The sequence below is a fragment of the Rhizobacter sp. P2_H2 genome (assembly GCF_056403375.1).
Genome location: NZ_JBFUFP010000062.1, coordinates 1 through 12946, shown reverse-complemented (window position 1 = coordinate 12946; position 12946 = coordinate 1). Strand labels below are relative to the sequence as shown.

Sequence of the window (12946 nt, the reverse complement as noted above, 5' to 3'; positions counted from 1 at the left end):
CGCTGACCGAGCAGCTGTCGGGCCGCTTCGCCGAGCGCATCCGGCAGCGGCTGCTCGCACCGGGCTCGCGGCTGCCGTCGGTGCGGGAGTGCGCGCGCCGGCACGGGGTCAGCGCCTACACGGTGGTCGCGGCCTACGACCAGTTGCTGGCGCAGGGCTTGGTGGAGGCCCGCAAGCAGCGCGGCTTCTTCGTGCGCGAGCAGCAGCCGCGCGAGGCAGCCCGCGATGCCGCGCGCACGCCGGCATCGGCCGCCCCGCCCGTCAACGCCGCGGCCCCGATTGCCTTTCCGCGTGCCCCGCTCAGCGCGATCGCGCTGATGCGCAGCATGTTCCAGCCGCCGGGCACGCGGCCGATGCCGGGGCTGGGCACGCTGCCGTCGGAGTGGCTGGACCTGCCGATGCTCAGCACCGCGCTGCGCCGCGTCAGCAGCGGCGCGCTGCTCGGCCCGCTGGCCCTGCAGTACGGCGAGCCGGCGGGCGACTTGCGGCTGCGCCGGGCGCTGTCGCAGCGGCTGGTCGACTTCGGCGTGAAGGCGGCGCCGGAGCAGATCGTCACGACCTTCGGTGCCACCCATGCGCTGGACATCGTCACCCGCAGCCTGACCCGCGCCGGCGACAGCGTGCTGGTCGACGAACCCGGCTGGTCGGTCGAGTTCGCGCGGCTGGCGGCCCTCGGCCTGCGCGTGCTGCCGGTGCCGCGCGGCGAGGACGGGCCCGACCTCGCGGTGATGGAGCGCCTGATCGAGGCCCAGAAACCGCACGAGCGCCCGCGGCTGTACATCACCGTCTCGGTGCTGCACAACCCGACCGGTGCGACGCTCGCGCTCGGCCATGCGCACCGGCTGCTGAAGCTCGCGCAGGCGCACGACCTGCACATCGTCGAGGACGACACCTACGCCCATCTGGCACCGCCGCACCTGCCGCGGCTCGCGGCGCTGGACGCGCTGGAGCGCACGATCTACATCTCCGGCTTCTCGAAGATCCTGGTGCCGAACTGGCGGGTCGGCTATCTGGCAGCGCCGCCGGCGCTGGTCGACCGCTTCATCGACACCAAGCTGCTCGGCAGCCTCTCCACCACCAGCCTGACCGAGCAGGCGCTTGCCCACTGCCTGGAGCACGGCCTGCTGCGCCGCCATGCCGAGCGCGTGATGGCCCGGCTGGACGCGGCCCGGGCGCGCTCGGTGCAGCTGGCCGAGGCGGCGGGCTGCCGCTTCGCGGCCACGCCGCGCGGCCTGTTCGGCTGGGTCGACACCGGCGTCGACACCGAGCGGCTGTCGCAGGTGATGCTGGACGACGGCTGGCTGCTGGCACCGGGCTCGATCTTCCACGCCACGCGGCGCCCCGGCACGCTGATGCGCATCAACTTCGCGACCACGCAGGATGCGCAGTTCTGGCAGGCGCTGCAGCGCGCCCGCGACACCCCCGGCATGGCGACACCCCGGAATCCGGGCTTTGCATCGACAGCCCGGTGACCTACAGTCACACCTTCTTGCAACTCCCCAGTCCATGTTCGAGCCCACCATCCCCTTCGGCGAGCCCGAGCTGATGCGCGTCAGCGCCTTCGAGCGCTACCTGCATGAGCCGGGGGGTCCGCGTGCGCTCGGCGAAGTCGCCGACAGCAGCCTGCGCGGCGCGACGCTCAGCCCGTCGCTGCTGGCCGACCTGAGCCGTTTCGAGCGGGCCGGCCATGCGTCCGAGGTGCTGGACGTGCTGGCCGCCTGCGTGCGGCATTCGCAGCAGGTGGTGATCCACCTGCAGATGGGCCCGGCGGTGGTGCCGCTGACCGTGTTCGCGCGCGAGCGCCTGGTGCACTGCCCGATCAGCCTGGATGCGCTGCTGCGCGAGCGGCCCACCGAACTGCGGGTGCTGCACGTCGAGCCGGCGGTGCTGCGCACGCCGGGCGACTCGGAGCTGTCGCTGGTGGCCGATGAGCAGCACTACCACTCGCTCGGGCCGGTGCTGTGGGAACTGGCGCTGCGCGGCTCGCGCAACGCGCTGCTGCCGGAGATCGCCGGGCCGGTGGCCTACCGCGTCGCGCCGGGCTTCAACCTGGGCGGCCTGCGCGCCGGCGGCCTGGTGCGCACGGCGGTGCAGCGGCTGCAGGGCGACCGCTCGTCGCTGCGCGAGATGGCCGACTGGCCGGGCTTCGACACCTCGCGCGCCGCGCGTCTGCTGAACGCGCTGTACCTGCAGTCGGGGCTGATCATCAGCCGCACGCACCGCAGCGCGCTCGCCGAATCCTGGTTCGGCGCGCTCGGGCGCTCTGGATGACGACCCCTCGGTCGACGGGTACATCGACCGATCCCCCGAGGGGATGCGGGCCGGCTTGGGGCGGCCCGGCGCTCGGCCCGCGCCAGCGCACCACCCTCGCAGCGATCAGCGCGCGCCGAGCTCTTCCCAGCGCGTCAGCGCCGTCAGCAGCTCGTCGTCGAGGGCCGCGAAGCGCGCCTGCGCGGCCGCGAGCTTCGCCGCGTCGCCGGCGTAGATCTCGGTGCCGGCGAGCAGCGCCGAGAGCGTCTTCTGCTCGGTCTCCAGCGCCTCGATGCGCGCCGGCAGGCCGTCGAGTTCGCGCTGTTCCTTGTAGCTGAGCTTGGCCTTCTTCGCGACCGGCGCGGCTGCGGGCGGCGGCGGCGCAGCAGGCGTCGGTGCGGGCGCCGACCTGGCCGCCTTGTCGCGCATCGCCCGTGCGCGGTCGCGCTGCAGCTTCCAGTCCTCATAGCCGCCTTCGTACTCGCGCCAGAAGCCCGGGCTCTCGTCGCCTTCCCATGCGATCGTGCTGGTGACCACGTTGTCGAGGAAGCGCCGGTCGTGGCTCACCAGGAACACGGTGCCCGGGTAGCCCTGCAGCAGCTCCTCGAGCAGCTCGAGCGTGTCGATGTCGAGGTCGTTGGTGGGTTCGTCGAGCACCAGCACGTTGGCCGGCAGCGCGAACAGGCGGGCCAGCAGCACGCGGTTGCGCTCGCCGCCGCTCAGCGTGCGCACCGGCGAGTTGGCGCGCTCGGGAGAGAACAGGAAGTCGTTCAGGTAGCTCATCACGTGCTTGCGCTGGCCGTTGAACTCCACCCACTCGCTGCCCGGGCTGATGGTGTCGGCGAGCGTCGCGTCGAGCTTCAGCGTGCTGCGCATCTGGTCGAAGTAGGCGACCTCGAGCTTGCTGCCCTGGCGCACGTGGCCGGAGTCGGGCTTCAGTTCACCGAGGATCAGCTTCAGCAGCGTCGTCTTGCCGGCGCCGTTCGGCCCGATCAGGCCGACCTTGTCGCCGCGCAGGATGGTCGCGGTGAAGTCCTTCACGATCACCTTCTCGCCGAAGCGCAGGTTCACGTCGCGCAGCTCGGCGACGATCTTGCCGCTGGGCGCGCCGGAGTCCACTTCCAGGCGCACCTGGCCGAGCGAATCGCGGCGCTTCTGGCGCTGGTCGCGCAGCACTTCCAGCCGCTGGATGCGCGCCACGCTGCGCGTGCGGCGGGCTTCGACGCCCTTGCGGATCCACACCTCTTCCTGGGCCAGCAGCTTGTCGGCGCGCGCGTTGGCAAGCGCATCGGATGCGAGCTGCTCTTCCTTCATGCGCTCGTAGGCCGTGAAGTTGCCGGGGTAGCTGCGGATGATGCCGCGATCGAGTTCGACGATGCGGGTGGCCACGCCATCGAGGAAGGCGCGGTCGTGGGTGATCAGCATCACGCTGCCCTTGAAGCTGCGCAGCAGCTCTTCGAGCCAGGCGATCGAATCGAGGTCGAGGTGGTTGGTGGGCTCGTCGAGCAGCAGCACGTCGGGCACCGCGACCAGCGCTTGCGCCAGCGCGACGCGCTTCTTCATGCCGCCGGAGAGCTGGCTGATCTCGCGCGAGCCGTCGAGGTGGAGCTGCGCGAGCGTGGTGTCCACGCGCTGCTCCCAGTTCCAGGCGTCGAGCGCCTCGATGCGCGTCTGCAAGGCATCGAGGTCAACGCCGTCGGCGTGTTCTTCATAGGCCTGGCGCACGGCACGGGCTTCGGCCACGCCTTCGCTGACGGCCTCGAACACCGTGTGGCCCGGTTCGAACACGGGCTCCTGCGGCACGTAGCAGATGCGCACGCCTTGCGTCATCTGCAGCAGGCCGTCGTCGAGCTTCTCCAGCCCGGCGATGATCTTCAGCATCGAGGACTTGCCGGCGCCGTTGCGGCCGATCAACCCGAGGCGCTCACCGGTTTCGAGCGAGAACGCCGCGTTGTCGAGCAGGGCCACGTGGCCGAAGGCCAGGTGGGCATTGGAAAGCGAGAGGACGGCCATGGGGAAACCAACGGAGGAAACCGCGATTATCCCGTGCCCCGGATTTCAGGGGAGCTTGGCCTCCAGCGCGTCGATGAACATCTCTGCCACGTCGAAGCCGGCCTGCTGCGTGATTTCCTGGAAGCAGGTCGGGCTGGTCACGTTGATCTCGGTCAGGCTGTCGCCGATGATGTCGAGCCCGACGAGCAGCAGCCCGCGCGCGGCGAGCACCGGGCCGAGCGCCTCGGCGATCTCGCGGTCGCGGGCCGACAGCGGCTGTGCGACGCCCTTGCCGCCGGCGGCGAGGTTGCCGCGGATCTCGCTGCCTTGCGGGATGCGCGCCAGCGAGAACGGCACCGGCACGCCGCCGATCACCAGCACGCGCTTGTCGCCCTTCACGATCTCGGGCAGGTAGCGCTGCACCATCACCGTCTGCGTGCCGCCCTTGTTGAGCGTCTCGGTGATGCTGCCGAGGTTCAGCCCGTCGGGGCCGACGCGGAAGATGCCCATGCCGCCCATGCCGTCGAGCGGTTTCAGGATGATGTCGTGGTGGACCGCGTGGAAGCGCTTGATCTCGGCCTCGTCGCGCGTGACGAGTGTCGGGCCGATGAAGTCGGGGAACTCGAGGATCGCGAGCTTTTCCGGGTGGTCGCGCAGTGCGGCCGGCTTGTTGAAGACGCGGGCGCCTTCGCGCTCGGCCTGTTGCAGCAGGTGGGTGGCGTAGAAGTATTCGCTGTCGAAGGGCGGGTCCTTGCGCATCAGCACGGCGGTGAGGTCGGCGAGCGCGAGCGTCTGTGCGGGCTGTTCGGCGAACCAGGCGTGCGGGTCGGAGGTGACGGTGAAGGGCCTCACCTTGGCCTGCACGCGGCCGCCGCGTTCCCAGACCAGGTCGCGCGGTTCGCAGGCGGCGAGTGCGTGGCCGCGGCGGGCGGCTTCGCGCATCATGGCGAAGGTGGAGTCCTTGTAGGTCTTGAAGCCTTCCAGCGGGTCGGCAACGAACAGCAGCGTCATGGCGGGGCGCTCTCTTTCGGTCAGGCGGCGATGCGGGGCCGCCACTGTTGCACAAAAAGCGCGAGCGCGCCGGCGACCATGCCCCAGAAGGCCGAGCCGATGCCCCAGAGGCTGAGCCCGCTCAGCGTGACGAGGAAGGTGATCAGTGCGGCCTCGCGGTGCGCGTCTTCCTTCAGTGCGGAGGCGAGCCCGTTGCCGATGGTGCCGAGCAGGGCGAGCCCGGCGATCGCGACGACCAACTCGCGCGGGAAGGCCGTGAGCACGCCGGTGACGGCCGCGCCGAACAGCCCGATCACGCAGTAGATCAGCCCGCAGGCGACGGCGGCCATGTAGCGGCGGTTCTTGTCTTCATGCGCTTCGCGGCCCATGCAGATGGCGGCGGTGATGGCGGACAGGTTCAGTGCGAAGGCACCGAACGGCGCGAGCAGCAGCGTGGCGAGGCCGGAGATCGTGATGAGCTTGGAGATCGGCATGTCGTAGCCGGCGGCGCGGATCGCGGCGACGCCGGGCAGGTTCTGCGAGGCCATGGTGACGATGAAGAGTGGCAACGCGAGGCTGATGACGGCGGGCAGCGTGAAGACCGGCATCGTGAACACGGGGATCGTCAGCGCGAACGAGACGGCCCCGAGGTGCAGTTGCCCCTGCGCCACGGCGAACGCGGTACCCACCGCCAGCACGCCGGGCACCGCATAGCGCGGCCAGAAGCGCCGCCCGACGAGGTAGGTGGCCAGCATCAGCAGCACGAGTGCGAACGAGGATTTGAGCGCGATGAAGGCATCGAGCCCGAAGCGGGCGAGCACGCCGGCGAGCAGCGCGCTGGCGATCGGCATCGGGATGCGCCCCATCAGCCGTTCGAACCAGCCGGTGACGCCAAAGAGCGTGATGAGGGCGGCGCTGACGAGGAAGGCGCCGACGGCCTCGGGCAGGTGAAAGCCGCCGGTGGCAGCAGCGGTGGCAAGCACCGCCGCGCCGGGTGTTGACCACGCGATCATCACCGGCTGGCGCAGCCACAACGAAGGCACCACCGAGCACAGTCCCATGCCCAGACCGAGGGCCCACATCCACGAGCTGATCTCGGCAGGCCCGGCGCCGAGGGCTTGCGCGGCGGAAAAGACGATGGCGACGGAGCTGGTGAAGCCGACGAGGACGGCAACGAATCCGGCCACGAAGGCCGAGAGGGACATGTCGGAGGGATGGAGGCGCATGGCTCGGGAGCCTACCGCGTACAGCGGTTCACTGCGTGGCATTGCCGGGTCTCGCCCCGGCGGGCGAGTCACTTTCATTTGCTGGCTCAAATGAAAGTAACCAAAGCAAAGAGCCCTCAACCCGAAAACCATACGGTTCGTTCAGTCTCGCTGCGGACAACACTGACGCTTCGGCTGGTGCCCCACCTTCATTGGGATTGTTGGCCGTTCTTCTCCACCCAGCTCGCTGCGCATCGCCAAGATGCATGGCGATCGCGGGCGCGAGACGATGCGACGCGAAGCGAGTGAAGCGGGAGAACAACAATCCCAATGAACGGGGATGTGCAGCCGAAGCGTCAGTGTTGTCCGCAGCGAGACTGAACGAACCGYATGGTTTTCAAAGCGCCTTTGCTTTGGTTACTTTCATTTGGCAAGACAAATGAAAGTGACTCGCCCGCCGGGGCGAAACCTRCCGGCAAGCACAGCGCAGCGTCCGGAGCGAAACCCGGCAAAGGCATCAAGCAGTGAGCGACAACCCATTAGCCCGAATATCAAACTGCAACTTCTGATAAACCCGTCGAATCCCGCAAGCCACCGTGTGCACGCTCGCATGCCACTGCTGCGCGATCTCGTCGATCAGGTAGCCCTGCGCCAGCCACTGCAGGATCTGCCGCTCCATGCCGGTCAGCACCAGCGGGTTCAGCGCCTCGGTCATCGTGTCGGCCAGCGCATGCCGCGGCGATGTCTCGAAGTGAGACAGCACCTGGCGCGCAATGGTCGGCGTCATCGGCGACTCACCCCTGGCCACCTCCTGCAGTCCGCTGATCAGCGCCTCGGGGGAGTTGGCATGCACCCAATACCCGTCGGCCCCGGCGCGCAAGGCCTGCAGCAGCACCATGTCGTCGTGCGACATCAGCGTCACCAGCACCTGCGGGCGCGTCGCACGGCCGCCCTGGCGCAGGTCGCCCAGCAGGCCGTCGACCGGGCCGTCCTGCACGCGCAGGTCGGTCACCAGGATGTCGGGGTCGGCGCGCGCGATCAGCGGCCGCGCCTCGTCGATCGTGTGGACCGTGCCGACCACCCGGAAACCCGGAGTGGCCGCGATCAAGGCCGCCAGATGAGGGCTGGCCTCATGGTCACGCTGCAGAAGGACGAGGGACGGCATGGAAAAACGCACAAGCAAGCAGATCGGCCATTCTTCGCCGCACCCCCATCCGGTGCATCCCCATGACCAAGGGCTGCCAGCCCCCTCAACCCGGGGGGGTCATCGCGAAACTGTACGCCTGCGCCATCGGCCAGTACAGCCGGAAGACGTTGTGCGCCGGCTCGCTGCCGTCCAGCAGCGAACCCGGCTTCAGGAACGGCAGCAGATTCGCGAGCAGTTTCACCTCATGGTCGGCAGACCGGCGCACGATGTGCGACGCCGTGATGCCGCCCGGATGCGTCAGCCCCGCCGCCTGAACCAGCTCCTTCAGCGCGCGCAAGGTGTTCTGGTGGTAGTGGAAGACGCGCTCGGCCTTGGTCGGCACCACCAGCGCGCGCTGGCGCTGCGCGTCCTGCGTGCTGACCCCCGTCGGGCACGCACCGGTGTGGCAGGCCTGCGCCTGGATGCAACCGAGCGCGAACATGAAGCCGCGCGCCGCATTGCACCAGTCCGCCCCCAGGGCCATCATCCGCGCGATGTCGAACGCGCTGACCACCTTGCCGGCACAGCCGAGCTTCACCTGGTCGCGCAGGTTCAGCCCGACCAGCGTGTTGTGCACCAGCAGCAGGCCCTCCTGCAGCGGCGCACCGACGTGGTCGGTGAACTCCAGCGGCGCCGCGCCGGTGCCGCCCTCGGCACCATCGACGACGATGAAATCCGGCGTGATGCCGGTGACGAGCATCGCCTTCGCGATCGCGAACCACTCCCACGGGTGGCCGATGCACAGCTTGAAGCCGGTCGGCTTGCCGCCGGACAGCGTGCGCAGCCGCTCGATGAACCGCATCATCTCGACCGGCGTGTCGAACGCGCTGTGGCGTGCCGGCGAGATGCAGTCGACCCAGGCTGCCACACCCCGGGCCTCGGCGATCTCGGGCGTGACCTTCGGCCCCGGCAGCACGCCGCCATGCCCGGGCTTGGCACCCTGGCTCAGCTTCAACTCGATCATCCGCACCTGCGGCTGGGTCGCGTTCTCGGCGAAGCGCCGCTCGTCGAAGCTGCCATCTTCATGGCGGCAACCGAAGTAGCCGGAGCCGACCTCCCAGATCAGGTCGCCGCCGTTCTCGCGGTGATGGCGGCTGATGCTGCCCTCGCCGGTGTCATGCGCGAAGCCGCCGCGTTTCGCGCCGGCATTGAGCGCAAGGATCGCGTTCGCCGACAGCGCACCGAAACTCATCGCCGAGATGTTGAAGACGCTCGCCGAGTACGGCTGTGCGCGGTTCGCGCCGATCATCACGCGGAAGTCGTGCGTCGGCAGCTCGGTCGGCGCAATCGAGTGGTTGATCCATTCGTAGCCGAGCGCACCGACGTCCATCTGCGTGCCGAACGGCCGCTTGTCGGGATCGTTCTTCGCCCGCTGGTAGACCAGCGAGCGCTGCTGGCGCGAGAACGGCGCCGCCTCGTTGTCGCCCTCGATGAAGTACTGGCGCATCTCGGGCCGGATGAACTCCAGCAGGAAGCGCAGGTGCCCGATCACCGGGTAGTTGCGCAGCACCGAATGCCGCGCCTGCAGCACATCGTGCACGCCGACGCCCACCAGCAGCGCGAACAGCAGCAGCCAGGGCCACCCGACGTGGAACGCGACCGCGGTGAACGCACTGAGCAGCAGCCCGATACCGCTCAGCAGCCAGGCGCTGTAGCGGATCGGGAAATACTGGTTGAGCCTGAGTATCCACTCTTGCATCGCAGCCTCCTCACATGGCCGCGATGGTAGACGGTGGACAGGGGGCAGGCGGCGCGCTGGGCGCCGCCGGGAGCCGTCACTTCTTCGGCTTGCCTGATTCTTCGCTGCGCTCGATCTCGCCGTTCTTCATCGCGCGCTTCGTCTCGGCCTTCACGTCGGCGCGATCGGCCGGCGGCGGCGATCCGGCGGCCGGCGGCGGCAGCTTGTTCAGGTCGCCCTCGCTGGTCTTCATCTCGCCCATGGCCTTCGCGGCCTTGGTGTCCGCCTTGACCTGCGCGCGCGTCGTCTCCGACGTGACCGGCTTGCGCTTGTTGTCGTGCTGCTCGCCGACCGGCACCTTCTTGCCGGCGGCCGCGGCGTCGCGGGTTTCGGCCTTCACCTGCTCGCGCGTCTTCGGCGCGGACGGGTCGTCGGTCGTCGTCTGGGCCAGCACGGTCTGCGAGCCGAAGGCGCCGGCCAGCAGCGCGGACAACAAAAGCATCTTGTGGTTCATGGTGATCCCTTTCCAGTGGGTGGAGAGATCCCATCAGACCCGCTCACGCCCGCGCGGCCCATCAGCCGGGACCGGGCGCTGCGGTAGGAAATGCCCGACCGGGCGTCAGCGTCCTACGGTCGATCCGCCCAGTCGCTTCGCGATCGGATGCCCGCGCAGCCGGTGCGCCTGCGGCATGTCGCTGCCGAGCAGCGGGCGCAGGTACTGGCGGAACGCGTCGGTGACGGCATTGCCGCCCTCGGTGATGAAGACATCTTCCATCACCCGCGTCTTGCCCGCCACCGCCGCCAGCGGCAGCAGCTCGTAGCGCACGGCGTAGTCGCCGCAGCGCTGGATCGCGACCGAACCGTCGCGGTCGCCGCGCAGTGCGAACTGCAGCGCCGTCTCGCCGACCTCGCGGGCTTCGCGCTGGTCGACATCCGACACGCAGCCGAGGAACGAGCGCTGCAGGTAGCCGAAGGTGTCGCCGCGCACGCGCTTGATCTTCAGCTGGTCCTTGATGAGGTCGCACAGCAGATCGGCCAGGGCGCCGGTGCCCGACAGCTGCACGTTGCCGTGGGCGTCGCGCTCGACACCCCCCGGCGCGAGCTGCACCGCGATCGGCTCGCCCGACGCATCGTGGATGCCCTCGGAGACGGCGATCACGCAACGGCCCAGGCGCTGATGGGTCTCACGCACGTCGGCCAGGAAGCGCTCGCGCTCGAACACCCGCTCGGGCAGGTAGACGAGGTGCGGGCCGTCGTCGGGGTAGCGGGCGCCGAGCGCCGCGGCCGCCGTCAGGAAGCCGGCATGCCGGCCCATCACGACGCCGAGGTAGACGCCCGGCAGCGCCGCGTTGTCGAGGTTGGCCCCCGCGAAGGCCTGCGCGACGAAGCGCGCCGCCGACGCATAGCCCGGCGTGTGGTCGTTGCCCACCAGGTCGTTGTCGATGGTCTTCGGCACGTGGATGCAGCGCAGCGCATGGCCGGCCTGGCGGGCTTCCTCGCTGACGATGCGCACGGTATCCGACGAGTCGTTGCCGCCGATGTACAGGAAATGGCTGATGCCATGCGCCTGCAGCACTTTCAGGATGGCGCGGCAGTAGGCCAGGTCGGGCTTGTCACGGGTGCTGCCGAGGGCCGAGGCCGGCGTGGCGGCGACCGCCTCGAGGTGCTGCGGCGTCTCGCGCGCCAGGTCGACGAAGTCCTCGTCGACGATGCCGCGCACGCCGTGGCGGGCGCCGTAGACCGCCGTCACCTCCGGAAAGCGCTGCGCCGCGAGCACCGCGCCGACCAGCGACTGGTTGATCACGGCGGTCGGGCCGCCGCCCTGGGCGATCAGGATCCTGGCTTCGGGCATCGTCGGCATGGCGGCTCCGGTGTCGTGGCGGGAGGCGCCAAGGGTAGCCGTTCTATTTCGTCGAGAACAGCTTGGCGGCGCGGCCTTTCAATTCCAGCAACTCGCTAGGCGTCACCGAATAGGCGCCCGACATGATGTCCACCTCGATGCGGAACTCCACGTCACGCTTGCCGTTGGTCAGCAGCCCGGAGGTGAACTCGTAGCTCTCGTCCTCGATCGGCATGCCCTCGGCCTTCACGTCGTAATCCTCGTACTGCACGTTGCGGATCTCGCCGCTGGCCAGGTCGAGCATGCCGGTGGAACGGATGACGGACTCGGTGAGCTCGTCGAAGATGACAATCGGAAGTTTCAGATCCACGGCGGGCTCCAGGGAGAATCGGTGCGTCATCGTCTTCGATGCGCGGGCCGACATTCTAGGGACCTGCCCGCGGTCCATCCCCGATCCACGTTTCAACCTCCCGACGGAACCCTCAATTGAACATCCACCTGAGCCTCACCCCCCTGATTTCGCTGATCGCCGGCATCCTGGTGCTGGTCATGCCGAAGCTGCTGAACTTCATCGTCGCGATCTACCTGATCGCGATCGGGCTGATCGGCCTGTTCGGGATGTCGTCGCTGCGGCTGCACTGAGCGCCCGCGGACGCTCAGCCGTCCAGGTCCTCGTCGGCCGTGATCTTCAGCCCGACCCGGCGCACGCCCTGCACCTCGGTGCGGGCGGTCAGCCGCAGCGGCTCGCCGACCGGCACGGTCTTGCGCAGCCGCACGTCCAGCGAATCGCTGCCGGCATGGGTCGCCACCCGGCGCGCCCATTCCTGGGCCCCGTTGACCAGCACGCGCAGCCCGTGGGCCGCGTCGTCGCCGCCGAGCGGGTTGGCCACCTCGAAGCTGCAGAAGATCTCGAAACGGCGCTCGCGCGTCGCGTGCGGCGGGATGTCCAGGTGGGCGGCGTCGCTGTCGCCGGCATCCTCGACCCAGTGTTCGGCAACATCTGACACGGAAGGCTTCATCGGGTGTCTCGCATGCGCAAAGGTGGGGATGCTAGCGAGCATGCAAAGTCGGGCCAAATGCCTGAGAATTCGCCGATCCACCGGAGAGCGCCATGGGCACCCGTTTCGCACGCACCGCTTTCGCGCTGATCAGCATCGCCGCCATCGCCGGCGCGGTGTTCCGGGTCTCCACCGCCCCCGACCGCATCCGCGAACGCCACCAGACCGCGCGTGCGGTCTGCCTGCAGAAGGGCGGCGAGTGGGTCGTCGTCGACAACAACGAGATCTGCCGGACGGCCGAGATCGCGAAGCAGATGTGACGCGGCAAGCTCCGCTCGCCCTGAGCTTGTCGAAGGGTCGGGCTGAGCCGGTCGAAGCCCTTCAGTGACTGATCATCCAGGGCCGCTTGCCGGCGAATGACCGCGGCGCAGTCGCCGCCTCCCCCGTCCGCTTCGGCCCGGCGCAGCACCCGCAGCCCGCCGGATGCCGGTAGCGCGCCGATTCCTTCGGCTCATGCCGGGCCCGCTCGTTGGTCGCCAGCGCAAAGCGCCGCTCGGCCGGCATGTCCGCCAGCCGCGGCGCCGCCAGCCAGGCCCGGGTCGACGGCATCGCGCAGCGCGGGCACGCCGCCGGCACATCCCGCTCGGCCATGCGCCGCAGCGCATCGAAGGGCCCGCACTGCGGGCAGTGGTAGTCGTAGGTCGGCATGGTCGGCGCCCCGGGCTCAGAGGTCCGGCGACAGCGGCATCTCCGGCCCGCCCTGGATGTATTTCACCGGCCCGCTCGCGTTCGGCCGGATGTCGATAT

General features: G+C 69.4%; 14 protein-coding genes. 4 read left to right on the top strand and 10 right to left on the bottom strand.

Annotated elements, in window-relative coordinates:
• The first annotated feature begins 2 nt into the window (after positions 1-2).
• Together AC1D15_RS06595 and AC1D15_RS06590 are read left to right on the top strand one after the other, a co-directional pair.
• Positions 3-1472: an aminotransferase-like domain-containing protein gene (locus AC1D15_RS06595; protein WP_477825365.1), complete on the top strand. Its 1470-nt coding sequence runs from the start codon at positions 3-5 to the stop codon at positions 1470-1472.
• A 34-nt stretch (positions 1473-1506) separates the two neighbouring features.
• On the top strand, positions 1507-2271 hold the full coding sequence (locus tag AC1D15_RS06590; protein ID WP_465111398.1) for a hypothetical protein: 765 nt from the start codon (positions 1507-1509) through the stop codon (positions 2269-2271).
• Between the two features lie 105 nt (positions 2272-2376).
• On the opposite strand, the gene AC1D15_RS06585 is transcribed toward AC1D15_RS06590, so the two are convergent.
• The 8 genes from AC1D15_RS06585 to AC1D15_RS06550 all read right to left on the bottom strand — a co-directional run bounded on the left by AC1D15_RS06585 (position 2377) and on the right by AC1D15_RS06550 (position 11511).
• Positions 2377-4263 (bottom strand): ATP-binding cassette domain-containing protein, encoded by a 1887-nt coding sequence (locus AC1D15_RS06585; protein ID WP_477825364.1) that lies wholly within the window; start codon positions 4261-4263, stop codon positions 2377-2379.
• 45 nt (positions 4264-4308) lie between these two features.
• Entirely contained in the window at positions 4309-5253 is a 945-nt protein-coding gene (gshB, locus tag AC1D15_RS06580; RefSeq protein ID WP_047501469.1) for a glutathione synthase, read from the bottom strand.
• 20 nt (positions 5254-5273) lie between these two features.
• Entirely contained in the window at positions 5274-6500 is a 1227-nt protein-coding gene (locus AC1D15_RS06575) for a benzoate/H(+) symporter BenE family transporter (protein WP_477825367.1), read from the bottom strand.
• Between the two features lie 454 nt (positions 6501-6954).
• Complete coding sequence (locus AC1D15_RS06570; protein ID WP_477825363.1) at positions 6955-7545, bottom strand: LuxR C-terminal-related transcriptional regulator; 591 nt, start codon at positions 7543-7545, stop codon at positions 6955-6957.
• 142 nt (positions 7546-7687) lie between these two features.
• Positions 7688-9322 carry an FMN-binding glutamate synthase family protein gene (locus tag AC1D15_RS06565; protein ID WP_477825362.1) on the bottom strand — a complete coding sequence of 545 codons (1635 nt, stop codon included), beginning with the start codon at positions 9320-9322 and terminating at the stop codon, positions 7688-7690.
• 76 nt (positions 9323-9398) lie between these two features.
• A complete protein-coding gene (locus AC1D15_RS06560) occupies positions 9399-9815 on the bottom strand; it encodes a DUF4148 domain-containing protein (RefSeq protein WP_465111393.1) in 417 nt (138 codons plus the stop codon).
• Between the two features lie 105 nt (positions 9816-9920).
• Positions 9921-11153: a 6-phosphofructokinase gene (locus AC1D15_RS06555; RefSeq protein WP_477825366.1), complete on the bottom strand. Its 1233-nt coding sequence runs from the start codon at positions 11151-11153 to the stop codon at positions 9921-9923.
• A gap of 52 nt (positions 11154-11205) precedes the next feature.
• Positions 11206-11511: a hypothetical protein gene (locus AC1D15_RS06550; RefSeq protein ID WP_047501946.1), complete on the bottom strand. Its 306-nt coding sequence runs from the start codon at positions 11509-11511 to the stop codon at positions 11206-11208.
• Positions 11512-11627: 116 nt separating this feature from the next.
• Here AC1D15_RS06550 and AC1D15_RS06545 point away from each other — a divergent pair, with 116 nt between their 5' ends.
• Positions 11628-11783, top strand: a complete 156-nt coding sequence (locus tag AC1D15_RS06545; RefSeq protein ID WP_082004143.1) for a DUF3096 domain-containing protein — start codon at positions 11628-11630, stop codon at positions 11781-11783.
• Between the two features lie 14 nt (positions 11784-11797).
• Here the strand turns inward: AC1D15_RS06545 and AC1D15_RS06540 are convergent, their stop codons facing one another.
• Positions 11798-12148 (bottom strand): hypothetical protein, encoded by a 351-nt coding sequence (locus AC1D15_RS06540; RefSeq protein WP_477825361.1) that lies wholly within the window; start codon positions 12146-12148, stop codon positions 11798-11800.
• A 104-nt stretch (positions 12149-12252) separates the two neighbouring features.
• Here AC1D15_RS06540 and AC1D15_RS06535 point away from each other — a divergent pair, with 104 nt between their 5' ends.
• Positions 12253-12459 (top strand): hypothetical protein, encoded by a 207-nt coding sequence (locus AC1D15_RS06535; protein ID WP_465111391.1) that lies wholly within the window; start codon positions 12253-12255, stop codon positions 12457-12459.
• 61 nt (positions 12460-12520) lie between these two features.
• Here the strand turns inward: AC1D15_RS06535 and AC1D15_RS06530 are convergent, their stop codons facing one another.
• A complete protein-coding gene (locus AC1D15_RS06530; RefSeq protein ID WP_047501457.1) occupies positions 12521-12847 on the bottom strand; it encodes an FmdB family zinc ribbon protein in 327 nt (108 codons plus the stop codon).
• Positions 12848-12946: the final 99 nt, after the last annotated feature.